Genomic DNA, 25,779 nt, shown 5'->3' with positions numbered 1-25,779 from the left:
GATATGTGTAAATGTAATAAGGAATATGTAAGAGGTAATATTTGAAAGTTTGTTACATTCGCAATCTAACTTTTATATCTGAAAAAATGGATCTAAGCAAAATTCTTTCTATCTCCGGAATGAGCGGGCTTTTCAAAGTAATCGCGCAAAGCAAAAGCGGTTTGATTGTTGAATCGCTTGCTGATAAAAAAAGAATTCCAGTTCATTCATCGAACAAAATAAGCGTGCTGGATAATATTAGCATCTACATAAATAATGGCGACACAGTTCCGCTTGCAGATGTGCTCAAAAAAATATACGACAAGCAAAACGGTCGGCCCGCGCTCGATTCAAAATCTTCTGATGAAGAACTGAAAAAGTTTTTTGAATCCGTTCTTCCGGAATATGACAAAGAAAAAGTTCACACTTCCGATATCCGCAAAGCAATTCTCTGGTACAATCTTTTGCAGAAGACGGATATTTTCACTCAGAAAGAAGAAGAGAAAAAAGAAGGTGACGAAGTTTCTGCGGTATTAAAAGAAGAAAAAGAAAAAAGTTTTACGCAGCATGGTCATGAAGGGAAACATTTAAATCCTCAAATGAATGCACCTAAGAAAACAATGGGCGTTCGCAAAACAGGAACCGCTTAATGGAATTTGATATTCAGAAATTAAAAAAGCGCCCTTCCTATCCGTTCGAAACCATTGCGGTTGCGCTGGCTTTTTCTCCGCGCATGGAATCCATTCTCATTGAAGCGAAAAAAATTTCTGATGCCTGCAATTCAAAATTAGTTCTCGTCCATGTTGGTGCGAAGACGAAAGAAAAAGAAAAAACGCTCGGAGATATTTTATTCCGCAATAATATTGAAGAGAAAAAAATAAAAACAATATGGGCAGAAGGCGATGTGGTGGACACGCTTCTCAAACTTTGCAAATTAAATATTGTTGACCTTCTCATTCTTGGCGCGCTCGAAAAAGAAAATATTCTGAAATACTATCTCGGTTCTATCGCGCGTTCCATCAGCCGCAAAGCAAAGTGTTCGGTGCTTCTTCTTACAAAATCTTCAGGAGAAAAAATAAAACAAAAATTAATTATCAATGCAGGAGCAGACCATCCGAAAACAATTCATACCATTAACACCGCTTTTTATTTTGCAAAACATATCGGAGTAAAAGAAGTTACGCTTGTGCACGAAGTTCATGCGCCTGCACTTGCAATGGCAATGGCAGAAAGTTCCAGCGCACCTGAAGTTACCAGAATAAAAAAAGAATATACTGAGGAGGAAACGAACAAACTTCATTCGATGATTTCGAAATGCGATACCGGCACTCTGAAAATAAATGAAAAAATTATTAAAGGAAAACCCGGCTACGCAATCCGCCAGTATGCTGAAACTAAAAAAGCAGATTTGCTTGTGATTAATTCTCCCGATACGCATCTCACTTTTCTCGACAGAATTTTTACGCACGATATCGAATTCGTTCTTGCCGACCTTCCGTGCAACTTATTAATCGTACACTCTCGAGTTTAACTGAAAAAATAATCGGTGTAATCTTGAATTAGAAATCGGTGTAATCCCAAAATAATTTGTGTCACATTTCACTCACAACGACCTGATAATTCTTCTCACAGCAATAGGTGTCATTCTGATTTTATCGCGCATCATTGCTGAACTCGGCAGGCAATTCAAATTTCCGATTGTTATGGGAGAAATTCTTGTAGGAATTCTTCTTGGTCCCACGCTCATCGGAACAATTGATCCTACTCTTTTTGAAAAAGTTTTTCCAAAAGACGGTTTTGTTTCCGCAGCATTCGATGGCCTGGTGAATTTATCTGTTGTGCTTTTGCTTTTTGTCGCGGGACTTGAAGTGCAATTGCAATTAGTGTTGAAGCAGGGAAGAACCGCCATCTCCACAAGTTTTTTCAGCATGATAATTCCGTTCGCTACCGGTTTTGCAGCTGCCTGGTATTTTCCGCAGTGGTTTGGAAATGATTTAACCGGAGATATTTTTTTCTCCATGTTCATTGGCACCGCGCTCGCCATTTCCGCGCTGCCTGTCATTGCAAGAATTCTGATGGACATGAATTTATTCAAGACAAATATCGGAATGCTGATTATTGCTTCCGCCATGTTCAATGATTTAATCGGCTGGCTGATTTTTTCTTTTATACTTTCAATTAAAAGCGGGAATGAATCTCTCGGGGCGGGCTATACCATTTTTTACATTCTTGGATTTGGAATATTCATGCTCACCATCGGAAAAAAAATTATTGACCGCTCGCTTCCGTGGATTCAAACAAAACTTTCGTGGCCCGGTGGCGTGCTTTCCATTTCAATCGGAATTTGTTTGCTCTGCGCTGCCTTCACCGAGAAAATAAATATTCACGCAATACTTGGCGCGTTCATAGCGGGAATTGCGTTTGGAGATTCGGTTCACCTCCATGAGAAAGCAAGAGAAATCATTCACCAGTTCATCATGAATTTTTTTGCGCCATTGTTTTTTGTTTCCATCGGGCTGCGCGTAAATTTCATAGAGAACTTTGACTGGAAAATTGTTTTAATTGTGCTTGCGCTTGCCTACTTCGGAAAAGTTTTTGGAGCTGCGCTTGGCGCATATCTTGGAGGAATAAAAAATAAAAAAGTATTTGCGGTTGGTTTCGGAATGAGTGTTGGCGGAGCAATGGCAATTATTCTGGGAACACTCGCGCTGAATGCAGGACTTATTTCTCCCAAACTTTTTGTAGCGCTGGTGATCATGGCGCTCGTAACAAGTATGACAAGCGCTCCGATGATTAGAAAATTTTTGTGATTGTTAATCGCTGAACTGCTATGCGAAAGTGATTGCGAATTACGGGAGAAGGAAACAATTCATGGATAGCAACCCCAGCCCTAAAGGGAGAAACAACAAATGCAATAAATATTTTTCTAAGTCCCTTTAGGGATTTAGGGCAACGAGTGAAAAACTTTCCTTCAACCTCACACCCTTTTCCGTTTTCTGCACAGTGCAACATTCGTTTTTAGGATCGTGTTCAAAGAATAAAATATATTCTTCTTCAGCCGCTTTGTTCAAAAATTTTTCTTTTTCATCCAGCGTAATCAGCGGGCGCGTATCGTAGCCCATCACGTACGGAAGCGGAATATGCCCAACTGTTGGAATTAAATCCGCAAGATAGACAACCGTTTTTCCTTTGTACTTTATGTGTGGATGCATCATTGCATCGGTATGCCCGTTGGAATAGATAATTGTGAAACCGGGAAATAATTCTTCTCCTTCTTTTGTAAATTTTAAATGTCCGCTCTCGTGAATGGGTAAAATATTTTCTTTCAGAAAACTTGGCTTCTCTCGAACGTTAGGATGAGTTGCCCAATTCCAATGCTGTTCGTTGCTCCAGTAAGTTGCGTTTTTGAAAGTGAGTTCAAATTTTGTTCTGGCATTGTTCCACTTTACACTTCCTCCGCAATGGTCGAAGTGAAGATGCGAGAGAAACATATCCGTAATATCATCGGGAGTGAACCCATATTTCGCCAACGATTTTTCCAGCGTGTCATCTCCATGTAAATAATAATAGGAAAAAAACTTTGCATCCTGTTTACTTCCCATTCCGTTATCAATCAGTATTAATTTATTTCCATCTTCCACTAGCAGCGCGCGCATTGCCAAATCAATCATGTTGTTTTCATCGGCAGGATTAGTTCTGTTCCAGATTGATTTCGGAACAACGCCAAACATTGCGCCTCCATCCAATTTGAAATAGCCGGTGTTGATAGAATATAGTTTCATAGAATCAACGAAAAACGAATTGGTACGAAAAATACGAAAAAGAAAATTACACAACTTTCGTATTTTTCATATAGTTTCGCTTTTCGAAGATTTATGAGAGTACATTTTATTGCTATCGGTGGTGCCGTCATGCACAACCTCGCTATTGCGCTTCACAAAAAAAAGTATACTGTCACGGGTTCGGATGATGAAATTGTGGAGCCATCAAAATTTCGATTAGAAAAACTTGGTTTGCTTCCTGCAGAAATGGGCTGGCATTCTGAAAAAATCTCTAAAGAACTTGACGCAGTGATTCTCGGCATGCATGCACGTGTTGATAATCCTGAATTACTTCGAGCACAAGAATTAGGTTTGAAAATTTATTCCTATCCCGAATATATTTACGAGCAGACAAAAGATAAAATCAGAATTGTCATAGGAGGAAGTCACGGAAAAACAACCATCACTGCAATGATTCTTCACGTGCTGAAACAATGCGGAAAAGATTTTGATTTTCTTGTTGGCGCGCAGGTGGAAGGTTTTGATACGATGGTGAAACTTAGCGACTCTGCAACTATTGCTGTCTTCGAAGGCGATGAATATTTTGCTTCGCCAATTGACTGCAGACCGAAATTTCTTTTGTACAAACCGGATGTGGCATTGCTGAGTGGAATCGCATGGGATCATATAAATATTTTCCCGACTTATGAAAAATATGTGGGGCAGTTCAAAAAATATATTGACTGCATTGAACAGATTGGCGCGCTGATTTATTGTGAAGCAGATAGTGAAGTAAAAAAACTTGTTGCGAAAGCACGGGCAGATATTCGATTATATCCTTATTCAATTCCCGAATATAAAATTGAAAACGGAATTACGTATTTGAAAGATGATAGCAAAGAAATTCCTTTGCTTGTTTATGGCGAACACAACCTCATGAACATTAATGGCGCTCATTTAGTTTGCAAGCAGGTTGGAATTTCTGACGAAGATTTTTACAAAGCGATTTCTTCTTTCAAAGGAGCGGCAAGAAGATTAGAATTGATTGTGAAGAATGAGAATTTTTCTTTCTATAAGGATTTTGCTCACTCGCCTTCAAAAGTAAAAGCAACCATTGAAGCAGTGAAGAAACAATTTCCAGATAGAAAATTAATTGCTTACCTTGAACTTCACACGTTCAGCAGTTTGAATGAAAATTTTTTGAAAGAATATTTCGGCTCTATGAATTCTGCCGATGAAGCGATTGTTTATTTTAATCCGCATACGATTGAGCATAAAAAATTAAAACCGATTTCTGAAGAGCAAGTAAAAAAATCTTTCGGAAGAAATTCTTTGCTGGCAGTTACTGATTCAAAAAAGATTTCAGAATATATTCTCTCTCAAAATTGGAACAATAAAAATCTTTTGATGATGAGTTCAGGGACTTTTGATGGAATGGATTTGAAAAAATTAGGTGAACAAATTAATTCTCATTAGCAGAATTTCTTCGCACAAAAAATGTAGAAAGGATAAACGAAAGGATTAATCCAGAAATTAAAATTCCCGTCAGCACTCCGGTTGCCTGCTTGAAAGGAGAATAAAATTCTTTCAGCGCAGTTAATTCAATTTCTATTTCATATGAAGTTTTATTTTCTTTATGCATGAAATCTGTTGTGCGTGTAATTAGTTGCTCCAGCGTTTCGTGGTCAATGAATTTATAATAGAGAAAAGTGAATGCGCAAATAATCAATCCTGATATAACAGAAATTCCCAAGCCGACTTTCATAACTTCTTTCAGTGTGATAAATCCACCAAGTTCATTATCGCGCCTGTTTTTGATAGCAAGAAAAAGTGGAACAGTGAGAAGTAAGAGCGAAAGCAGTCCGGAATAAATTCCAATTGCGGAGAACTGCGTGTGAGTAAAATAAACAAGAAGTTTTACTGCAATTACGAGAAAAGAAGCGAGCAATGAATATTTAAAGATTGGCTTCATCAGTTTATAGTCGTTGGTTATTAGTTTTAGTTTTTAGTTAGTAGTTATAGGCATTCGAACTGAAACTAAAGCCAGCAAACCAAAACTAAAAACTTTCAAACAATAAACTGTTTTTTAACTATTCATCGAAACCAAAAACTCCTCATTGCTGTTTGTGTTGCGCATTCTGTCTTGAATAAATTCCATTGCTTCGAGCGGATTCATGTCTGAAAGATGTTTGCGCAAAATCCAAACGCGCTGCAAAGTTTCTTTGTCCACAAGCAAATCATCTCTTCGCGTGCTGGAAGAAACAATATCTATAGATGGATAGATACGTTTGTTCGCGAGTTTGCGGTCAAGCTGCATTTCACTGTTGCCGGTTCCTTTGAATTCTTCGAAAATCACTTCGTCCATCTTTGAGCCGGTTTCCGTAAGTGCGGTTGCGAGAATGGTGAGAGAACCTCCATTTTCAATTTTTCGTGCAGCGCCAAAAAACCGTTTTGGCTTTTGAAGCGCGCTTGCTTCCACACCACCTGATAAAACTTTTCCGCTCGCAGGCGAAAGCGTATTGTATGCGCGTGCAAGCCGTGTAATCGAGTCGAGAAGAATTACCACATCGTGTCCGCATTCCACCATGCGTTTTGCTTTTTCCAAAACAAGATTCGCAATTCGCGCGTGGCGTTCTGCGGGCTCATCGAATGTAGAAGAAATTACTTCTGCATTAACGCTGCGAGCCATGTCAGTAACTTCTTCCGGGCGCTCGTCAATCAAAAGCACAATCAAATATGCTTCCGGATTATTTGCGGAAATGGCATTCGCCAAATCTTTCATCAAAACTGTTTTTCCTGTTTTCGGCTGGGCAACAATGAGTGCGCGCTGTCCTTTCCCGATAGGTGTGAATAAATCCACAATGCGCAGCGACATATTTTTTTCTTTCGAAGCGGCAAGTTTGAATTTTTCTATAGGAAAAAGAGGCGTGAGATGCTCGAACGGAACGCGGTCGCGCACATACGATGGGTCGCGGCCGTTAATCATTTCCACTTTAATGAGCGGAAAATATTTTTCTCCTTCTTTTGGCGGACGAATGGAACCTGTTACTGTATCGCCTGTTTTCAAACCGAACAAACGGATTTGCGATTGCGAAACATACACATCATCGGGTGAATTCAAATACTGATAATCAGACGAACGCAGGAAGCCGTAGCCATCGGGCATGATTTCCAGAACGCCTTCACCCTGCACAATTCCATCGAAGTTAATTTCGGGCTTTCGTTCGCGCTGCATTTCCTGCGGAGGAGTTTCTTCCATGCGTGTTTCGCTGGGAGAAATTACCGGCTCAACGGGAAGAGAAAATTTTTCTTCTTCGGCATAGGATTGCTCCATGCGTTTGGGCTCATCGGAAGGCGCAGGAGTTTCTTCACCGTTAGTGTCAATAAAATCATCCTGCATTTTTTTGGAAGGTCGTTTTTCGTCCATGGGTTTGCGGGTTTTTGTTTGCGTGGAAGCTTTGGAAGGGTTTATTGCCTGCTGGTCGAGAATTTCATAAATGAGGTCTTGCTTCTTCAGCGTTTCGAATTTGAGAATGTTAAGTTCTTTTGCGATTTCTTTCAGTTCATTCAGCGCTTTGCTGTTTAGTTCAATAATGTCATACATAATAAAAGTAGAAGTTAAAAGTTTGAAGTTAGACGTTAGAAGTTAAATACAGAAAAAACCGTAATAATTTTGGAAGAATTTATATTAGCTATGATTAAAAAATAATGCCACAATAAAGATTCAGAAACCGACTATGAAATTTATTTTAATATTAGAAAGAAAACTGAAATACCGGGATTCTGCTGAACCATCCCGATGGAATCGGGAATAACAGTGCAAACATACAACTTTTTCTGATATAGCGAATAGTTCCCTTTCTATAATGGGTCTACATCCGCATGCACTTTAACTGCTTTATAAGCGTCCGCACTTTGCATTTTTGAAATTAATTCAAAAATTTTTTCTTTCACTTTAGCCGATGATTCTTCGCGGGCAATCTTCAAAAGAATTTTTTTATGGTAAAGATTTTTAATTCGGGGAATCAGTGCAAACTCAGGACCAAGCACGCGTTTGCCAAGAAAGTCACGCAATTTTTTCGTGAGTTCATCGGAAGAAAGAATTACAACATCCATATCCCTGTGCATTACTGTAAGTTCAATCAGCCGGTGAAAAGGCGGATACTTGAAATTTTTCCGGTGTTCAATTTCTTCGCTGAACATTTTTAAGTAATCGTGTTTCACCACGTGTTCAATCACAGGATGAGTTGGCGAATACGTTTGAATAATCACTTTGCCTTTGTTTTTTCTTCCGGCTCTTCCCGCTACTTGCGACATGATTTGAAAACTCCGCTCATGCGAACGAAAGTCGGGAAAGTTGAGCATCTGGTCAGCACTGAGAATTCCAACTACACTTACATTGTCAAAATCCAATCCTTTCGTTACCATTTGCGTTCCGACAAGAATATCTATTTTTTTTTCTTCAAAATCATTAATTAAATGCTGATAAGCAAACTTTGAGCGTGTGGAATCCAAATCCATACGCGCAATTTTTGCCTGCGGAAAAAATATTTCGAGTTCTTCTTCAATTTTTTCTGTGCCGAAATTTTTCATCTTGATATTTGTGTCTCCGCATTTTTTGCAGGCAGATGGAAGCGGCAATGTGAATCCACAGTAGTGGCAGCGAAGTTGATTTCCGGTTTTGTGATATACCACGCTTACATCGCAGTTTTTACATTGCGGAATCCATCCGCACGACTGGCATTCGAGAAAGGGAGCAAAACCCCTGCGGTTCTGAAAAATTATTATCTGTTCTTTTTCTTTCAGCGCAGATTCAATATTCTCAAGCAGAATAGGGGAGAAGTGTGATTTCATTTGCTTGAGTTTGGAAGCAAGTTTCACATCGGAAATAATTATTTCAGGAAGTTCCGCACCTCCATGCCGCGTTTGCAGTTCAGCGAATCCGAACTTGTTTTCCTGCGCATTGAAATAACTTTCAACAGAAGGTGTAGCAGAGCCGAGTAAAACTTTTGCGCCATGCATTTTTGCCAGTACAATGGCTGCATCCCGTGCGTTATATTTCGGAGCAGGATTTTGCTGCTTGTATGAACCATCGTGCTCTTCATCCACAATCACTAAACCTAAATTGGAAAAAGGAAGAAACAAAGCGGAACGGGCGCCAAGAATAATTTTAGGATTTATAATTCCATTCCAGATTTCTACCCGTTCGTTTTCATTGAAGCGCGAATGATATACGCCAAGTTTGTCTCCGAAATATTTTTTTATCCTGCTTGTGATTTGCGTGGTGAGTGCAATTTCGGGAAGAAGATAAAGTGCCTGTTTCCCCTGCGCGAGCATTTCTTCAATAAGTTTTACATAGATTTCTGTTTTGCCGCTGGAAGTTACTCCATGCAGAAGAACAACTTCTTTTGTTTCATATTCGTTTTTTATTTTCTGAAAAACATTTTTTTGTTCTGCCGAAAGCGTCTTGCTGAATGCATGCGCATCTTCCGAAGCAAAACGCCCGGTTTCTTTCCGGTATATTTCAAATATATTTTTCTTAACAAGCGATTGGAGAGTTGATTCTTTTGCTCCGGATGTTTCCAATAGTTCAGATTTTTTTACTTCCTTTTTATTTTTTGAATGGCGCTCGGAAAGTTTTACATAGGCAATCACCAACTCCAACTGGTTTTGTTTTTTCTCTTCCAATATTTTATAAATCTCTTTCAGGTTTTTTTCATCATCGGCAAAGGGAGTGAAGCGGACAAAGGGAATAATTTTTGGTTTGAATTTTTCTTTTAATTCTTCCTGCAGAAGAATAATTTCTTTTTCTAACAAAGACGCGATTACCGGATAAACATTTTTCTTTCCGAGAATTTCAGTTGCAGCATCAATAGATAAAATATTTTTATTTTCCAGCGCATCAATAATTAGCAGTTCGTCAATGCTTAAATTTTCTTTTGCGCTTTCTTTGCCGCTTAATATAATTTTTGTTTCGCTCGAAAGTTTTAATCCCGAAGGCAGTGCGGCATTCATCACTTCCCCAATGGTGCAGAGGTAATAACCCGCCATCCATTTCCAGAAGGCAAGTTGTTTTTCATTCGCCACCGGCATTTCATCCAGAATGTTTTCAATGGGTTTTGTTTTATAGTCAGTGGGTTTATTTTCATGAACGCGGCAAACGATGGCGGTATAAAGTTTTTTTGTTTTGAATTCCACCACCACGCGCATTCCTGCTTTTATTTTCTTTTGAAAATTTTCAGGAATGGAATATGTAAATGCTTTTGGAAGGGCGAGCGGGAGAATTACATCGGCAAAAAGTTCCATAATCTTTGAAAAGGGAAACTACCAATAAAGTTTTCGCGCGTAGCCGATTCCGATAATCCAATTGGTAAACGGCTGTGAAATGTGATAATGCGGTTCAACGAGGTAGTACAATTCAAATTCATTAATTAAATCCTTCTCATAAAAAACTCCCGCGTAATATCTCATGCGGTCTGTTTCTTTTCCGTTTGGCTGAGAATTGTTCCATTGAAAATAAATTTCCTCTGCCACATAGGGAATAAAATCTTTTTTCGTATTGTATTTTATCGTCACTTTATTTCTCAGGTAGTAACTCGGAATATTCCAGTTAGGCGAGCGAAGAATATCGTTGTATTGATTCTGGAACATCTGGCGGTCATAAAAAGTGAATCGGTGAATTTTTTTCTTAAGCGTGAAGTCAAAATAAAACTGGTGGCGGAAACTGACATAATCATCTATCTGTTTTTTTGCAATAGGGACATACGCCAGTGTGAAATGTAAATGTTTGCAGGCCTTATAGGTAATTCCCCAGTCGGTATAAATATAACTGGGGCGCGTTATGTTTTCAGTTATTCTTCCTTCTTCATTCATGTGAATGACCCAGCGCTGAGTAATATTTTTTTCAAGATAAATATTTTCCCATAACTGCGCATCATCGAACTGAGAAAAACAAATTCCTGAAACAAGAAGAAAAAGAATAAGTAAATAGTTTTTCATGCCTGGGCAAAGATAATTTTTAAAATTGTATTGCATCCGGGTAAAATCTTACTGTGGGCTCTTCTTTTTAATAAATATCTTTGCAAACTTTTTAAGAGTTATGATGGAAGAGAAAATAAATGAAATTATTTCCAGGTCGAAGGGAATTGTCATTAAAGGCGCGCGCGTTCACAACCTGAAAAATATTTCTCTTGAAATTCCAAGAAATAAATTGGTAGTGATTACCGGTGTTTCCGGTTCGGGAAAATCTTCTCTCGCTTACGATACCATTTACGCAGAAGGCCAAAGAAGATATGTAGAAAGTTTATCTTCTTATGCGCGGCAGTTTCTCGGAAAGATGCACAAGCCCGAGGTGGATTTCATTCACGGAATTGCTCCTGCCATTGCCATCGAGCAAAAAGTTATTTCAAGAAGTTCACGCTCCACAGTTGGAACTTCCACAGAAATTTATGATTACCTGAAATTGCTTTTTGCCAGAATCGGGAAAACTTTTTCTCCCGTTTCCGGCAGAGAAGTGAAACGCAATACAGTTTCGGATGTGGTAAATTATATCAATTTATTGGAGAATGAAACACAAATAACTCTTCTCGCCCCGGTTAAAACAGAGAAAAATATTTTTCAGCAATTAGAACTTTTGCAGAAGCAGGGATTTTCAAGAGTGGAAATTGATGGCGAAATAAAAAAGATTGAGGATGTTTTGGAAAATAAGAAAAAGAAATTAAGCGTTGAGAAAATTTTTCTTGTCATTGACCGCTTCACCGTTGAAAAAGGAAATGAAGAAAATGAAAACCGCATTGCAGATTCTGTTCAAACTTCATTCTATGAAGGCCACGGTGAATGCACATTGGAAATCACTACTCAAAAAATGCTCGTTACTAGAAAATTTTTTTCCAATAAATATGAATCAGACGGAATCACATTTGAAGAGCCGAGCGTTCATCTTTTCAGTTTTAATAATCCCATTGGCGCATGCAAAACCTGCGAAGGTTTCGGAAGTGTGATTGGTCTCGATGAAAATCTCATTGTGCCAAATAAAAATCTTTCCATCTACGATGGCGCCATTGCCTGCTGGAAAGGTGAAAAAATGGGAGAATGGAAAGAAGAATTAATTAAGAATGCTCATAAATTTAATTTTCCGATTCACCGCCCTTACAATGAACTTTCAAAAGAAGAAAAAAAACTTTTGTGGACGGGCAATGAATATTTTGACGGGCTGAATGCTTTTTTCAAATTCGTGGAACAGGAAAGTTTCAAGATTCAATACCGCGTAATGCTCGCGCGCTTCCGCGGAAAAACTCTTTGCCCGGAATGTCATGGCTCACGCTTGCGAAAAGAATCCTCTTACGTGAAAGTGACAGGAAAATCCATAGGGGAAATTGTTTCGATGCAGATAAAGGATTCATTTTTCTTTTTCAAAACCATTCCTCTCAATGCTGAAGAAAAAAAAATTGCAAAACGCCTGCTGATTGAAATCACAACGCGCCTGCAGTTTCTCAATGATGTTGGATTAGATTATCTCACGTTGAACCGTTTGTCAAACACGCTTTCAGGCGGAGAATCGCAGCGGATTAATCTTGCAACATCTTTGGGAAGCTCGCTCGTTGGTTCCATGTATATTCTCGATGAGCCGAGCATCGGCCTTCATCCGCGCGACACGCAGCAATTGATAAAAGTTTTGAAATCGTTGCGTGATGTAGGCAACACAGTAATGGTGGTGGAACACGATGAAGAAATTATGCTTGCAGCAGATGAAATAATTGATTTGGGTCCCGGTGCGGGCACGAACGGTGGGGAAATTGTTTTTCAAGGAAGAATAGGGAATAAGGAAATAAGGGAAATAAAGGAAAACTCTATTTCCCCTATTCCCCCTATATCCCTGACCATTTCCTATCTCACCGGAAAAGAAAAAATTCCTGTTCCAACAAAAAGAAGAAAATGGAAAAACTATATTGAAATAAAAGATGCGCATGAAAATAATTTAAAGAACATTGATGTGAAATTTCCTTTGGGAATTTTTACCGTAGTAACTGGTGTGAGCGGTTCGGGAAAAACTTCGCTTGTGAAAAAGGTTTTATACGAGGAACTGAAAAAAATAAAAGACGGATACGTTGACCATACCGGAAAAGAAGAAGCCATTAAAGGCGATGTGCATAAAATTTCTGCTGTTGAAGTTGTTGACCAGAATCCAATCGGAAAAAGTTCGCGTTCCAATCCCGTTACCTATATAAAAGCATACGATGACATACGGAATCTTTTCGCATCACAACCGCTGGCGAAATTGCGCGGATACAAGCCCTCCACTTTTTCTTTTAATGTCGATGGCGGGCGCTGCGAAGTGTGCGAAGGCGAAGGCGAAGTAACCATCGAAATGCAATTCATGGCAGATGTTCATCTGGAATGCGAAGCGTGCAAAGGAAAAAGATTCAAAGAGGATGTTTTGGAAATTGAGTATAAAGGGAAAAATATCGCGGATGTTTTGGATATGACAGTGGAAGAAGCTGTGAAATATTTTTCTGAAGAAAAAAAAATTGCTTCCAAACTAAAATTACTCGAAGAAGTTGGAATGGGCTACATCAAACTCGGGCAATCTTCCAGCATGCTCAGTGGTGGAGAAGCGCAGCGGGTGAAGCTTGCAACATTTCTTTCTGCCCCCACCCTTTCACCCTCTCCCAATGGGGGAGGGATGGGGAGAGGGCTTGGTTCATTTTTTATTTTCGATGAGCCAACCACCGGTTTGCATTTTCACGACATAAAAAAACTTTTATACGCGCTGAATCGATTGGTGGAGGAAGGACACACGCTTCTTGTAATTGAACACAACCCCGAGGTAATCAAATGTGCGGACTGGGTTATTGACTTAGGTCCAGAAGGCGGAGATGCAGGAGGGCATTTGGTTTTTGAAGGCACTCCCGAAAATTTAGTGAGGAGTGAGAAAAGCATTACGGGAAAATTTCTGAAGGCAAAAATCTAAACTCTGAAATCCCTTCGCAACTCTCTTTCTGTTTCTCTTTTCTTAATCGCTTCACGTTTGTCGTGAATCTTTTTTCCTTTGGCGACAGCAATTTCCAATTTTGCAAATCCTTTTTCATTGATGAAAAGCCGGATGGGAATAATCGTGAGTCCTTTATTTTTTAATGCCTCCCCAATTTTTTTTAATTCATTTTTAGTAAGAAGAAGTTTTCTGTCGGCAGTTGGAATGTGCCCGAACTGCCCGGCATTTTTATATTCGGCAATGTGCATTCCTTTTACAAACATTTCACCGGCATTCATAAAACAGTAGGCATCATTAATGGTTGCTTTTCCTTCGCGGATAGATTTTATTTCGGAACCTTTTAAAATAATTCCCGTAATATATTTATTAATAAAAGCATATTCAAAGGATGCTCTTTTATTTGTTATAGTAACCCGATTGTTCATATTTTCATTAACTTTGCCTATGTGCTTTCCTAAAAAAATATTTTTTCTGTTCTCTATCTTTAATTTTTTCTGCCTGTTTGTTTTTTCGCAGCAGGAAGAAGATAGCCCGGCAAAAATAAAACAGAACAAAATCAAAATTCAGAAAGTTTCCAAATATAAATATGATTGGGGAGAGCCCGTGCTGCAAGGCGATTTAATTTTTTCAAAATCGTATGATGAAAACGGAAACCTCACCGAGAGCAAATCGCCCAACGCGCGTTTGGCATACAAATACAATGAGAAAGGAAAAATGGTTCAGGAAACTTATTTTAATCCGAGCGGAACCATAAAATACAGGTACAATTATACCTATGACGGCTTGGGAAATTTAACCGATGAAGCAGAAATGAATGTGGACGGAAGTTTTTATTTCCGCACTTCGTATGAATACGACAAAGGCAAGCGTGTGAAAACGCTTACGTACAATGAAGACGGCAGCATAAAAACCGCTTTCAAGTATGACGAAAAGGGAAATCTCATGGACGTGGCGGCTTACGACAAAGACAAAAGTTTTTATTTCAACACCGTTAATAAATACGATGCGAAAGGAAATTTATCGGAAGAAACTTACTTTAATCAAGATGGAAGCATCAGCAAAAAAACATATTACTCCTACGATGACAAAGGAAATAAAACCAAAGAAGTGAAATACGGAACCGATGGAAAGGTTGAGGATAAAAAAACGTATACGTATGATGTCCACGGAAAAATTACTGAGCGAGTTGAATATAATTCCGAAGGGCAGGTGTACAATAAAAATGTTTATCACTGGGGAATTCTCGGAAAACTATTAGAAGAAATTTCTTACTCGTATGGAAATTTTTCTTCACGCAATACTTATTTATACGATGACAAGGGAAATGTGATTGAAGAAATAGTTTACGGAGATAAAGAAGTGATTCTTTCAAAGACCACTTATAAATACGATGTGCAGGGCAACCGCACGGAAGCAGTCAAATATAATTTTCTGGATGAGCCGGAAATGCTTCTGAAGTATGAATACGAATTCTATCCCTAATTTTCTCTTTCGTATTTTTCGTATTAATTCGCTTTTCGAAGATTAAATAATCATCACCGGTATTTTTACGTGATGGCGCACCGCTTCCAGCGTTGTGCCGAAAGCAATATCCTGCAGCGCACCGTGTCCGTGCGCGCCCATCACCAGCAAATCGGCATTTGATTCTTTCACCAAATCAGGAATAGAAACTTTCGGGTTTCCATAGCCGAGTTTTATGTTTGTGTTCAGCCCGAGATTTTTTAATTGTTCCGAATATTTTTTAAGCCCCGCAGAATCCGCTTCGGTTTCATAGTCATCAATGTCTTCATTCATCATCAATGCTCCTGCTGTTTCCACCACGTGAATTAAAATATACTCCGCCACTTTTCCACCTTGTCCGAGCGCTTCCCTCACCGCTTTCGAATCCGAATTAGAAAAATCTACCGTTACGGCAATTTTTTTGTATTTGCTTTCCGCAGGCAAACTCAAATCCGTGGGAAGAAAAAGTTCCGCGGCTTCTTCGTGCGGGATTTTTCTGCGGAGAGAAATAATATGCCTGAAGAGCGGAGAAAAAGTTACATACAGAAGAAAAATTCCCGCAGCAGCAGAAAGAGGAATTACCAGAAAATAAATCAGCGAAACTGTTGAACTTGTTTCTGTCCATTCAATAATTTTTTCTATAACGAGTTTTACATTCAGCGAAACAATTATTCCAGCCACCACCCACGAACAAATTTTCACCCAGGGTTTGATGGCAAACTCTCCCATCTTCTTTTTATCGCTGGTAAAATGAATAAGCGGTATTATCGCAAAACCCAGTTGCAAACTCAAAATCACTTGGGATAATACAAGCAGCGCTCCGATTTTCCCATCTCCGAAAAAATAAATGGTGATGAATGCCGGAATGATGGCGAGCAGGCGCGTAATCAACCTGCGCAGCCACGGCTGAAGGCGGAGATTTAAATATCCTTCCATCACAATTTGCCCCGATAAAGTTCCGGTGAGCGTGGAACTTTGCCCGGCAGCAATGAGCGCAACTGCAAAAAGAATGGGCGCGAATTTGGTTCCTAAAATTCCTTCGAGGAGTTTATGCGCATCCTGAATTTCGGAAACATTATATAAACCCGAATTGTAAAACGCAGCCGCTGCAAGAATGAGAATAGCGGCATTTACAAAAAAAGCGAGGTTCAGCGCAACTACCGTATCAATGAAATTAAATTTCAGCGCAGAGGCAATCCCTTTTTTTGTGCGCTCAAATTTTCTTGTCTGCACCAGCGCGGAATGCAAATACAAATTATGCGGCATCACGGTGGCGCCAATAATTCCGATTGCAATATACAGCGCATCTGAATTTGGAATCACCGGAATAAATCCTGTCGCAATTTCTCCGGCAGCAGGATGAGAAAAAATCATTTCACAGATAAATGCAAAACCAATGGTAAGAATGAGCGCAATGATGAACGCTTCCATTTTCCGCATTCCGTACCGCTGAAGAAACAGCAGGAGAATTGTATCGAGAATGGTAACCGAAACTCCGATTAATAACGGAATGTGAAATAAAAGTTGCAAGCCGATTGCCATTCCGATTACTTCTGCAAGGTCGCATGCTGCGATGGCAATTTCGCAGAGGATCCAGTTGAAGAAATTTATTACGGGATGATATGCTTCACGAGATGCCTGCGCCAAATCCAGTCCCCGCACCAATCCCAATCTCGCGCTCAAACTCTGAAGAAGAAGCGCCATCAGATTGCTCATCAGCAAAACCCAAATCAATGTGTAACCGAATTTGCTTCCGCCCGCAATATCAGTTGCCCAATTGCCCGGGTCCATATAGCCAACGCTCACCAGATATGCCGGACCAAAAAACGCAAAAAGTTTTTTCCAGAAACCGGATTGCTTTATGGTGTCAACTGATGAATGAACTTCTTCGAGCGATTTATTTAATCCGACTGCCCTCATTGGCTACTAAAATATTTTTTGCAATCTGGTTGCTGATGAATAATTTTTTCTTTCCATTGAGAAGAATTGAAAGCGATTTATCATACGGTTGAATTGCGCGTACTTTTATTTTGCTTCCCAATTTGAATCCTCCTTTATCCAGCAGTTGAAGAAATGAATTCGAATGGTCCACTACCCCATTCACCACATACGGAATATTTTCTTTCGCTTCGGAAAGGCAAATAGATTTTCCCTTCGGCAAAATAAATTTTCCATGCCTATCGGGAATCGGGTCACCGTGCGGGTCAAACTTTGGAAAGCGCAGCACTTTGTCTAAATGCTGAATTAATTTCTCCGAGCGAATGTGTTCTAATTGCTCTGCCACTTCGTGCACTTCATCCCATTTGAATTTAAGAACCTTCACCAAAAACATTTCCCACAAACGATGTTTTCGGATAACGGAGAGCGCAGTTTTTTTTCCCGAATCAGTCATGCTGAGTCCCTGGTACTTTTTGTATTTAATCAATTTCTTCTTCGCAAGTTTTTTAAGCATGTCTGTTACCGAAGCGGCTGACGTGTTCATCCTTCTGGCAATATCGTTTGTGGTGATGTAACCGTCACCACTCTCCGCAATCTTGTAGATTGCTTTTAGGTAATTTTCTTCTGCAAGCGAGTTCATGTGTGTAACTTTAGATACAAAAATAATAAAATTTAGACAATCCTAAATTTTATATTAGATTTGACAAATACATTTAATATCCTTTTGTATAATCTCATAAAAATGCGTGTTAAAAAATGTTAATGGAATATATTTCAGAACAAAAGAGATAGTATCTTTAGCAACTTTATGAAGAGCGCGTATCCGATATTCATTTTTATTCTCGCATGTTTTTGTACAAAGCATTCATTTGCTGCCGAAACAGCGCGCATTCAATCCGAAGCCGCGAATATTTTTTTCACGCAGGATTCGCCCGTCAGCGATTCCTATTCAGACGATGATTTATCGGATGCTAACGATGATGACATAAACAATGAGGCGAAGAAAAAATTTTCTTTTGCAAGCAATAGTTTAAATGCAGTTGAGATGCTTTACTCAAATAATCGCATTGATTTAACCGGAAATATTTTCCATTCATTCGGGCAATTCAATTTTTCTTCACGGAATTATCTCGCCTTGCGTGTTCTCAGGTTGTGAATTCATAATGTTGAAGCAGCACAGAGATAAAGTATTTTTGCCTGCCGGTTTCCCCATTACAGTAAAATAAACATTATGAGTTTTAGGTTAGTTGCAATAAATATAATTTTTCTGGTAACTTTTGCATCGGGTTTTTCCATTGCACAGCAGCCGGCTTCTTCCAAATCAGACACCTTGCGATTAACGGTTGACACTGCCGAAAAACTTTTTCTAAAAAACAACCTTGCTCTCATCGGACAGAAATTTCAGATTGAAGCAGACCGTGCGCAAATCATACAGGCGAAGCTTTTCCAGAATCCTAACTTCTATTTTGAAAGTTCTGTTCCCACATCGCTGAACGGAAATTTTTATGACCCTACCATGCATTCTGAAAATAGTGTGCAGGTGCAGCAATTATTTTATCTCGCGGGAAAAAGAAAAAAGCGTGCGGAGGTTGAAAAGATCAATACAAACATAAGCGAGTATGAATACTATAATATTCTCCGCCAACTCCGAAATGAATTGTACGTTTCATTTTATCAGTTGAATTACCAGATTCAGTCGCTGAAGATTTATAACCGCCAACTTGTTTCCGCAAAACAAATTGCCGATGCAATGGACGAGCAATACAAGAAAGGAAATATTTCTCTGAAAGAAGTAACCAGAATCAAGGCGCTTGTTTTCTCCCTTGAAAGCGCAAAATTAGATGTGCTCAGCGATGTTTACGATAAAGAAAATTCATTGCGAATTCTCACGCGAACTCCCGCGCAATCATTTGTTCTTCCGGTCGCAGATGAAAACAAAATAGAATCTTTCTCTACGAATAATTTTTCGCTGCAGCAATTGCTTGTCACTTCCGATACCGCGCGCTATGATTTAAAGGAATCCGAGTTTGCTGTGAAAAGAGAAGAAGCAAAATTGTCTTTGGAAAAAGCAAATGCTGTTCCCGATGTTTCCGTTGGCGGAGTGTATGACCGCGCGGGAAGTTTCGTTCAGAATTATACAGGCGCTGGCGTGAGCGTTCCGCTTCCGGTTTGGAACCGCAACCAGGGAAATATTAAAACAGAAAAAAACTTAGTGGAACTCCGCAAGACAGAATTGGAAGAAAAGAAAAACGAAGTGCACAACGAAGTAACTTCCGCTTTCGCGAAAGCGAACGAAGCGGATAAACTTTATAAATCATTTGATAAATCTTTTGCAAGTGATTATGATAAATTAATTACAGGAATCACCATGGAATACCAGAAGCGAAATATTTCCCTGCTGGAATTTTTAGACCATTACGAAACCTATACTGAAAGCATGTCGCAGATTACACATCTGAGAAACCTTCGCATTGAAGCGCTCGAAGGAATTAATCTTACGACAGGAACAATTGTTATAAAATAATTCTTTATGAAAAACAAAATTCAGAGGAAGGATGGAATGTTGGAATGTTGGAAGATTGGTAAACAGCCATTGTGGTATTCTTCCAATCTTCCAATCTTCCAATCTTCCATTTTATTTCTTGCAATCGCGCTGATGTTTTTCTCATGTGGAGGTAGCAAGCAGGATGAAAATTCTGAAGCGAAACAATTCTGCATAACAGATTCGCTGATGCAATCCGTTACGTTCGACACGGTGAAAATGCAATCCGTAACCAACGAATTGATTCTCTCAGGAAAAATAACCGTGAATGAAGAAAAGCAAGTGAGAGTTTTCCCGCTTGCTGGCGGGCATGTGGAAGAGGTGAAAGTTTCGCTTGGTGATTTTGTTCAGATGGGACAAGTGCTTGCTGTGATTCGAAGTACAGACATTGCGAATTATTTTAATGAATACACTTCTGCAAAGTCGGAATTAGACATTGCCACAAAAAATCTGGAAGTAACGGAAGACATGTACAAGAACGGATTGAGTTCTGAAAAAGAACACATCACCGCGCAGGAAGAATTTACCAAAGCGCAATCGGCATATAACAAAGCGAGTGAAGTGTTGAAAATTTATGGCAATGCAACAAAAGAAGACGCAATCACCGGTTCCGGCTATGTCATTAAATCACCCATCACAGGTTTCATTGTAGAAAAAAATATTAACAGCGGAATGGAATTGCGCACGGATGACGCGGCAAATTTATTTACGGTTTCCGATTTAAAAGAAGTTTGGGCAATAGCGAATGTGTATGAATCGGATATTGCGAAAGTACAGTTGGGATACGATGCTGATATTACCACCATGAGTTATGGCGATAAAAAATTTACGGGGAAGATTGACAAGATATCCAACATCATGAACCCTGAAACAAAAGTGCTGAATGTGAAAGTCCGCCTGCAGAATACTGACTATTTGCTCAAGCCCGGAATGTTTGCGCGAATTACACTGCACTATCCTGAAAAAGAAAAAATGCTTTCCGTTCCTGCCGCATCCGTAATTTTTGATGACAATAAAAATTATGTGGTGCGCTACAAAGGCAAATGCGATGTGAAGATGATGCCGGTTACCGTTTGTAAATCGCTTGATGGAAAAAGCTGCATACAAGGCGAAGGGCTTAAAGAAAATGATGTGGTGCTTACTAAAGGCGGACTCTATGTTTTCACTGCGCTGAAAAAACAATAACAAGACAATTGCCGTTTGCTTTAGCGGAATTGCCGTTCGCTTTAGCGAACGGATAAAAATAAAAGCAACAAAACCGGCTTTAGCCGAAAACAAAAATTAAAGTTCATGTCCTATCTCACAGTTTGGATTCATTATGTGTGGACGACACAAAACAGGGAACCTATTCTTACAAAAGAAATAAGACAAAAACTTTTTTCTCACATGCTTGAAAATGCAAAGGCAAAAGAAATATGGATTGACGAAGTGAACGGCTATTCAGACCACATTCACTGCCTTGTTTCATTGGGAAAAGAGCAAAGCATTGCAAAAGTCGCACAATTGATAAAAGGCGAATCGGCATATTGGTTAAACAAATCGGGTTTGCTTAAAAATAAATTCACATGGCAGGACGATTACTTTGCTGTTTCTGTCAGCCATTCACAAATTGATGTGGTTCGAAAATATATTCGAAATCAGGAAGAACATCACCGGAAAAAATCTTTTACAGAAGAAGCAGATGCATTTATGAAAAAATATGGTTGGAAATTTTTGGGCTGAAGCCATGAAGGTTATTGCATATAAATACCGTTGGCTGAAGCCAACGGAAATTGTCAAAACAAAAAAAATGCTGTTGGCGAAATTGCCGTTGGCTTCAGCGAATGGAAAAAATGAGAACAACAACCCGGCTTTAGCCGAAATGAATTTTGAATTATGATAAAGAATATAATCGGATTCGCTCTTAAGAACAGAATATTTGTTTTCTTTCTTACAGCGATTCTCCTCGTAGCAGGAATTTACTGTTATATTAAAACGCCCATCGTTGCTTTTCCTGATTTCACCAACACGCAAATAAGAATCATTACGCTGTGGCCCGGCAGAAGCGCGCAGGAAGTGGAACGCTTTGTTACCATTCCCATTGAGATTACGATGAACAGCGTGCAGCGCAAAACAAATCTTCGCTCGCAATCTATGTTTGGATTGTCAGTTGTGTCGCTGGTGTTTGAAGACGATGTGGAAGATATGTACGCGCGCCAGCAAATAACAGGATTGCTCAACGATATTGATTTGCCCGAAGGAGCCGAAGTGCAGCTCACTCCGCCAACGGGACCCATTGATGAAATTTACCGCTACACGCTTTACTCTCCCAATAAAACTCCTGCTGAACTCCGCACCTTGCAGGATTGGGTGATAGACCGCAACCTGCGAACAGTTCCCGGAGTTGCCGATGTGGTTGCATTTGGCGGACCTGTAAAAACTTTTGAAGTGAGCGTGAATCCGAATCTGCTCGCCAAGTACGGACTCACCGCGCTGGATGTTTATAGCGCGGTCAACAAAAGCAACATCAATGTTGGAGGCGATGTGATTGAAAAAGCAGCGCAGGCATTCGTGGTGCGCGGCATCGGCTTGCTGAACAACATTCACGAAATAGAAAACATAACCGTTCAGAATGTGAACGGAACTCCCATTCTTGTAAAGAGCGTTGCCGATGTAAAAGAATCAAATCGCCCGCGGCTTGGACAAGTTCAAAGAGGAAATGACGAAGATGTGGTGGAGGGAATTGTGCTTATGAGAAAAAATATTGACCCCGGTCCTGTGCTGAGCGCGCTGAGCGATAAAGTAAAAGAACTCAACGAAAAAATCCTTCCTGCCGGTGTGGAGATGAAGACATTTTACAACCGCCAGAACCTGATTGACTTTTGTCTTCACACCGTTTTGCATAATGTAACGGAAGGAATGATTCTCGTCATCATTCTTGTTTTTGTTTTCATGCTCGATATGCGCAGCACCATCATTCTTTCCATCACCGTTCCGCTTTCGCTTTTATTCGCATTCATGATGTTATATATAAAAGGAATGTTCGCCAATTTAATTTCCATTGGCGCTATTGACTTTGGAATTTTAATTGACGGACCTGTGGTGATTATTGAAGCGGTGTTTGTCGCTCTTGCGCAGCGCGCACGCGAAATGGGAATGGAGCGCTTCAACAAATCGGCAAAACTCGGGCTGATTAGCGGCACCACATTCGGAATGGCACGCAGCATCTTCTTCTCCAAACTTATTCTTGTTACCGCGCTCATTCCTGTTTTCGCCTTTGAAAAAGTGGAAGGAAAAATATTTACCCCGCTCGCCTACATGCTCGGCTTTGCGCTGCTCGGCTCTGTAATTCTCACCTTCACGCTCATGCCCGCCATGGCAGGGCAATTCCTTCGGAAGAATGTAAAAGAAAGACATAATGTTTTTCTGGAGGGAATGCTGCGCTACTATGAAAAATTTTACGACTGGCTCATGCGCAACAAGCGCCTTGCGCTCAGTATTGCCGCTGTCATTTTAATTTCTTCCTTCATCGCTGCAAAATTTCTCGGCACGGAATTTCTTCCCCACCTCGATGAAGGCGCAATGTGGGTGGAAGGCGAAGCGCCAATGAGCATTTCGCTCAAAGAGAGCAACGACCTCGCTTCAAACATGAGAAAAGATTTGCTGTCGTTTTCCGAAGTGAAAGAAGTGGCTTCACAGGTCGGAAGACCGGATGACGGCACCGACCCGAAGGGATTTTACAATATAGAATGTCTTGTTGATTTGCGCCCGCAGGAAGATTGGACAACGAAAACTAAATCGAAAGAAGAACTGATTAATAAAATGCAGGAGAAACTTGAAGCGAAATATACCGGAGTGGTTTGGAAATTTTCCCAGCCCATTATTGACAATGTGAATGAAGCAGTGGCAGGTTTGAATGTTGACCAGGCGGTAAAAATTTTTGGCGACAACATTGACAGTTTAACAAACATAGCATGGAAAGTTTACGATGTAGTGAGCAAGGTTCCGGGCATGGAAGATGTAGCACCCATTAAAAACTCTGGTCAGCCCGAATTAAGAATTCTTCTCAACCAGGAAAAAATGGCGCTCTACGGTGTAAGCACTGCCGATGCAAACTCTGTAATTGAAATGGCGATTGGCGGAAAAGCCGCTTCGCAGTTATATGAGAATGAAAAAAAGTTTGACATCCGGATTCGCTATCAGGAACGTTTCCGCAAGAGCGAAACAGAAATAGAAGATTTGATGGTGCCCACTTCTTCGGGAACCAATATTCCCCTGCAGGAAATTGCAGACATAAAGTTGAGAAGCGGTCCCGCATTTATTTACCGCGACAACAACAGGCGCTTCACCGCAGTTCAGTTTGCTGTGCGCGGAAGGGACTTGGGCGGCACCGTTGCCGAAGCGCAGGAAAAGTTAGGCAAACTTTCTCTGCCAAAAGGATATTCGCTTCAGTTCAGCGGAGAATATGAAAGTGAAATCCGCGCCATGAAAAAACTTTCCATCGTGGTGCCCATTAGTTTAGTCATCATCTTCATTATTCTTTTTATTGCTTTCCGAAACGGGCGCGATGTAACAATAATTCTTCTCAACGTTCCCTTCGCGCTGGTGGGAGGAATTTTCGGGCTGCTGCTTACGGGAACTAACTTTAACATTTCCGCAGGAATCGGTTTCGTTGCGCTCTTCGGTGTCTGCATTCAGAACGGAGTCATTCTCGTTTCAGTATTCCGCCAGAATCTTTCCGCGCGAATGCCATTGCATGAAGCGATTAAAAAAGGCGCTCTCTCCCGCGTGCGCCCGGTAGTGATGACTGCGCTGCTTGCCATTTTTGGTTTGCTTCCCACCGCCATGAGCACCGGCATTGGTTCGCAAACACAAAAGCCGCTTGCCATTGTTATTGTGGGAGGAATGATTACCGCCATGGCGCTGGTGCTGTTTATTCTTCCTGTTATTTATCAGTTGTCGTACAGGAGGAAATTAAGCAAGGAAGGGTAAAAGAAAGGAGGTGAAAGCGAAGAATAGTTCTCACTATTTTCAAAATAATCTCTTTGCAGTAATAATTACATTTGCGTTCGGTACGTAATTTTGAAAACTAAAATCATTTTAAAAACAATCGCTCATGGAAACACCCACCTCCCTGTCAGAACTAAAAAGAATTCATAAAAAAATTCGAAATGTAAATATCGAACACAAAGATAAGTTAAGCAAACTGGATAAACTTGCTTTATGGATTACTGACCATGTGGGAAGCATGGGGTTCTTCATCATTATTTTAATCTGGACGTTCGTATGGCTGACTTGGAACATGTTTGCGCCCGCTGCTATGCGCTTCGACCCGTATCCGGCATTTGTGCTTTGGTTGTTTATGTCAAACATGATTCAAATTTTTTTGATGCCGTTAATTATGGTAGGGCAAAATCTGCAATCGCGCCATTCGGAAGCGCGCGCGGAAGCCGACTTTGAGGTGAACACAAAAGCCGAACACGAAATCGAAACCATATTGCTTCATCTTGAAAATCAAAATAAACTTATCCTGAAAATTCTGGAACAGCAGCCGGCTAAGTAATATGAACCTACCCGCGGTGAATAAGGATATGAATTTTCCCATCCGATTCTTTTTTACTGAATGTAACTGGCTGCCCGCCCGAACCGTATTGCGCAATAAGTTTTGCATGCTTGCCGTTCATGTTTTTGTGCAGCAGTTCAACCAATTCCGGGCATTCGCGAACTTTTTCCTTCACCGCTTCGATGCTGCGTATATGCGGACAAAAAATATCATTCAGCCGGGAGTTGATGGTTTCCACATCGCGCCTGTTGGAACCGAGTTCTCGCCATATAACACCGGTTTTAATTTCGTGGAGATGAAGAAAAAGAATTTCCTGCTGAAGCGGGCAAAGTTCATTGCCTTCGAGGTGTTCTGAAATTTTCATAGAATTGTTTTAACCTACTGGACATTTTGTACGATTTGTATAGTGAGATTCCTCATTTCGCTTCGCTTCATTCGGAATGACAGCGTTCACGGTTTAGAGAGGAGAGAGCGGGCGCGGGCAAAGCCCGCGCCCGCTCTCTCCCTTTACCAGAAATAAGAAGCA

General features: G+C 40.2%; 22 protein-coding genes. 13 read left to right on the top strand and 9 right to left on the bottom strand.

The window, feature by feature from the left end; translation table 11 throughout:
* The first annotated feature begins 86 nt into the window (after positions 1-86).
* The 3 genes from HY063_13190 to HY063_13180 are packed head-to-tail and all read left to right on the top strand — an operon-like array spanning position 87 to position 2,789.
* The gene (locus tag HY063_13190) at positions 87-629 is read left to right on the top strand and encodes a DUF5606 domain-containing protein (protein MBI3502740.1); all 543 of its coding nucleotides are present in this window, start codon (positions 87-89) and stop codon (positions 627-629) included.
* Positions 629-1,510: a universal stress protein gene (locus HY063_13185; protein MBI3502739.1), complete on the top strand. Its 882-nt coding sequence runs from the start codon at positions 629-631 to the stop codon at positions 1,508-1,510. Before HY063_13190 ends, HY063_13185 begins: the two co-directional genes overlap by 1 nt.
* Before the next feature lie 58 nt (positions 1,511-1,568).
* Positions 1,569-2,789, top strand: a complete 1,221-nt coding sequence (locus HY063_13180) for a cation:proton antiporter (protein ID MBI3502738.1) — start codon at positions 1,569-1,571, stop codon at positions 2,787-2,789.
* A gap of 126 nt (positions 2,790-2,915) precedes the next feature.
* Here HY063_13180 and HY063_13175 read toward each other — a convergent pair whose 3' ends face one another.
* A complete protein-coding gene (locus tag HY063_13175; GenBank protein ID MBI3502737.1) occupies positions 2,916-3,761 on the bottom strand; it encodes an MBL fold metallo-hydrolase in 846 nt (281 codons plus the stop codon).
* A 93-nt stretch (positions 3,762-3,854) separates the two neighbouring features.
* Here HY063_13175 and HY063_13170 point away from each other — a divergent pair, with 93 nt between their 5' ends.
* Positions 3,855-5,216: a peptidoglycan synthetase gene (locus HY063_13170; protein MBI3502736.1), complete on the top strand. Its 1,362-nt coding sequence runs from the start codon at positions 3,855-3,857 to the stop codon at positions 5,214-5,216.
* Here HY063_13170 and HY063_13165 read toward each other — a convergent pair.
* From HY063_13165 to HY063_13150, 4 genes are all read right to left on the bottom strand, one after another.
* Positions 5,203-5,712 (bottom strand): DUF4199 domain-containing protein, encoded by a 510-nt coding sequence (locus HY063_13165; GenBank protein ID MBI3502735.1) that lies wholly within the window; start codon positions 5,710-5,712, stop codon positions 5,203-5,205. The genes HY063_13170 and HY063_13165 overlap by 14 nt on opposite strands.
* Positions 5,713-5,826: 114 nt before the next feature.
* Positions 5,827-7,344 carry a transcription termination factor Rho gene (gene rho / locus HY063_13160; protein MBI3502734.1) on the bottom strand — a complete coding sequence of 506 codons (1,518 nt, stop codon included), beginning with the start codon at positions 7,342-7,344 and terminating at the stop codon, positions 5,827-5,829.
* Between the two features lie 257 nt (positions 7,345-7,601).
* The gene (gene priA, locus HY063_13155; GenBank protein ID MBI3502733.1) at positions 7,602-10,046 is read right to left on the bottom strand and encodes a primosomal protein N'; all 2,445 of its coding nucleotides are present in this window, start codon (positions 10,044-10,046) and stop codon (positions 7,602-7,604) included.
* 18 nt (positions 10,047-10,064) lie between these two features.
* Positions 10,065-10,739 (bottom strand): DUF2490 domain-containing protein, encoded by a 675-nt coding sequence (locus HY063_13150; protein ID MBI3502732.1) that lies wholly within the window; start codon positions 10,737-10,739, stop codon positions 10,065-10,067.
* A 103-nt stretch (positions 10,740-10,842) separates the two neighbouring features.
* On the opposite strand from HY063_13150, the gene uvrA reads away from it, so the two are divergent.
* Complete coding sequence (gene uvrA, locus HY063_13145; protein ID MBI3502731.1) at positions 10,843-13,710, top strand: excinuclease ABC subunit UvrA; 2,868 nt, start codon at positions 10,843-10,845, stop codon at positions 13,708-13,710.
* Here uvrA and smpB read toward each other — a convergent pair.
* Positions 13,707-14,156 (bottom strand): SsrA-binding protein SmpB, encoded by a 450-nt coding sequence (gene smpB / locus HY063_13140; protein MBI3502730.1) that lies wholly within the window; start codon positions 14,154-14,156, stop codon positions 13,707-13,709. The two genes, uvrA and smpB, sit on opposite strands and share 4 nt — an antisense overlap.
* Before the next feature lie 19 nt (positions 14,157-14,175).
* Here smpB and HY063_13135 point away from each other — a divergent pair, with 19 nt between their 5' ends.
* Entirely contained in the window at positions 14,176-15,213 is a 1,038-nt protein-coding gene (locus HY063_13135; protein ID MBI3502729.1) for an RHS repeat protein, read from the top strand.
* A gap of 42 nt (positions 15,214-15,255) precedes the next feature.
* On the opposite strand, the gene HY063_13130 is transcribed toward HY063_13135, so the two are convergent.
* A complete protein-coding gene (locus HY063_13130) occupies positions 15,256-17,151 on the bottom strand; it encodes an Nramp family divalent metal transporter (protein ID MBI3502728.1) in 1,896 nt (631 codons plus the stop codon).
* Entirely contained in the window at positions 17,129-17,809 is a 681-nt protein-coding gene (locus HY063_13125) for a metal-dependent transcriptional regulator (protein MBI3502727.1), read from the bottom strand. Before HY063_13125 ends, HY063_13130 begins: the two co-directional genes overlap by 23 nt.
* A gap of 168 nt (positions 17,810-17,977) precedes the next feature.
* Here HY063_13125 and HY063_13120 point away from each other — a divergent pair, with 168 nt between their 5' ends.
* The 7 genes from HY063_13120 (at position 17,978) to HY063_13090 (ending at position 25,253) form a co-directional block, all read left to right on the top strand.
* A complete protein-coding gene (locus tag HY063_13120; GenBank protein MBI3502726.1) occupies positions 17,978-18,325 on the top strand; it encodes a hypothetical protein in 348 nt (115 codons plus the stop codon).
* 75 nt (positions 18,326-18,400) lie between these two features.
* Entirely contained in the window at positions 18,401-19,693 is a 1,293-nt protein-coding gene (locus HY063_13115) for a TolC family protein (GenBank protein ID MBI3502725.1), read from the top strand.
* Between the two features lie 6 nt (positions 19,694-19,699).
* A complete protein-coding gene (locus tag HY063_13110) occupies positions 19,700-20,896 on the top strand; it encodes an efflux RND transporter periplasmic adaptor subunit (protein ID MBI3502724.1) in 1,197 nt (398 codons plus the stop codon).
* Positions 20,897-21,001: 105 nt separating this feature from the next.
* On the top strand, positions 21,002-21,433 hold the full coding sequence (tnpA, locus tag HY063_13105) for an IS200/IS605 family transposase (GenBank protein MBI3502723.1): 432 nt from the start codon (positions 21,002-21,004) through the stop codon (positions 21,431-21,433).
* Positions 21,411-21,590, top strand: a complete 180-nt coding sequence (locus tag HY063_13100; protein ID MBI3502722.1) for a hypothetical protein — start codon at positions 21,411-21,413, stop codon at positions 21,588-21,590. The genes tnpA and HY063_13100 overlap by 23 nt, the downstream gene beginning before the upstream one ends.
* Positions 21,587-24,682, top strand: a complete 3,096-nt coding sequence (locus tag HY063_13095; protein ID MBI3502721.1) for an efflux RND transporter permease subunit — start codon at positions 21,587-21,589, stop codon at positions 24,680-24,682. The genes HY063_13100 and HY063_13095 overlap by 4 nt, the downstream gene beginning before the upstream one ends.
* A 124-nt stretch (positions 24,683-24,806) precedes the next feature.
* Positions 24,807-25,253, top strand: a complete 447-nt coding sequence (locus tag HY063_13090) for a DUF1003 domain-containing protein (GenBank protein MBI3502720.1) — start codon at positions 24,807-24,809, stop codon at positions 25,251-25,253.
* A gap of 7 nt (positions 25,254-25,260) precedes the next feature.
* On the opposite strand, the gene HY063_13085 is transcribed toward HY063_13090, so the two are convergent.
* Positions 25,261-25,617: a hypothetical protein gene (locus tag HY063_13085; protein MBI3502719.1), complete on the bottom strand. Its 357-nt coding sequence runs from the start codon at positions 25,615-25,617 to the stop codon at positions 25,261-25,263.
* Positions 25,618-25,779: the final 162 nt, after the last annotated feature.

This window comes from Bacteroidota bacterium (genome assembly GCA_016195025.1).
GTDB lineage: Bacteria > Bacteroidota > Bacteroidia > Palsa-948 > Palsa-948 > Palsa-948.
Note: the sequence above shows the minus strand (reverse complement) of the source record. Positions and strands in the feature narration are given on the sequence as shown.